General features: G+C 38.0%; 1 protein-coding gene. It reads left to right on the forward strand.

Annotated features, from left to right (window positions below; translation table 11 throughout):
* Nucleotides 1-119 precede the first annotated feature (119 nt).
* Entirely contained in the window at nucleotides 120-542 is a 423-nt protein-coding gene (gene tnpA / locus QMO11_RS21865) for an IS200/IS605 family transposase (RefSeq protein ID WP_282040090.1), read from the forward strand.
* Nucleotides 543-655 lie beyond the last annotated feature (113 nt).

Genomic DNA, 655 nt, shown 5'->3' on the forward strand with positions numbered 1-655 from the left:
GTTTATTCTAATATAAAAAACCACGTCCTCTGGGCGTGGTCAGAGTCATTGGGCTCCGCCTTAAAATGACTCATAGCTATCTTAGTAAAGTTGTTCCCGCAACTAAATAAAAGTAGCATATGAGTCGATTTAAAAAATTGTCACATACATTGTGGCATTGTAACTACCATATTGTATGGACACCCAAATATAGGTATAGAATACTTGAAGGCGAAATTAAAAGAGAAGTTGAAAATTGTCTTCATCAATTTGTAGACCGTCAAGGCGGTGTAGTTGAAGAGTTGAATGTTCAAAAGGATCATATCCATTTGCTGGTATCTGTTCCCCCCAAAGTATCTATATCAAGTTTTGTAGGCACAATAAAAGGAAGAACCTCAATACGAGTCTTGAATAAGTTCAAGCAATTGAAGAAGAAGCCATACTGGGGTAATCATTTCTGGGCAAGAGGTTACTGTGTTGATACAGTAGGCTTAGATGAAGAAATGATAAGAAAGTATGTAAAGTATCAGGAAGAACATGAGAAAAGGGAAGAATCAAAATAAGTAATAAATTAGAATGGGAACAATACGCCCTGCCTCCTGTGGAGGCGTAGGGCAATTTATCCCCTTCTAGGGGTTATTTCAATGCCCCATCCTTTGGGTGGGGATCTTTTACT

The organism is Saccharicrinis aurantiacus, assembly GCF_947489045.1.
Classification (GTDB): domain Bacteria; phylum Bacteroidota; class Bacteroidia; order Bacteroidales; family Marinilabiliaceae; genus Saccharicrinis; species Saccharicrinis aurantiacus.

Excerpts from the sequence above, each read along its gene's own strand:
- tnpA (WP_282040090.1), top strand. The coding sequence starts at position 120 with ATGAGTCGATTTAAAAAATTGTCACATACATTGTGGCATTGTAACTAC.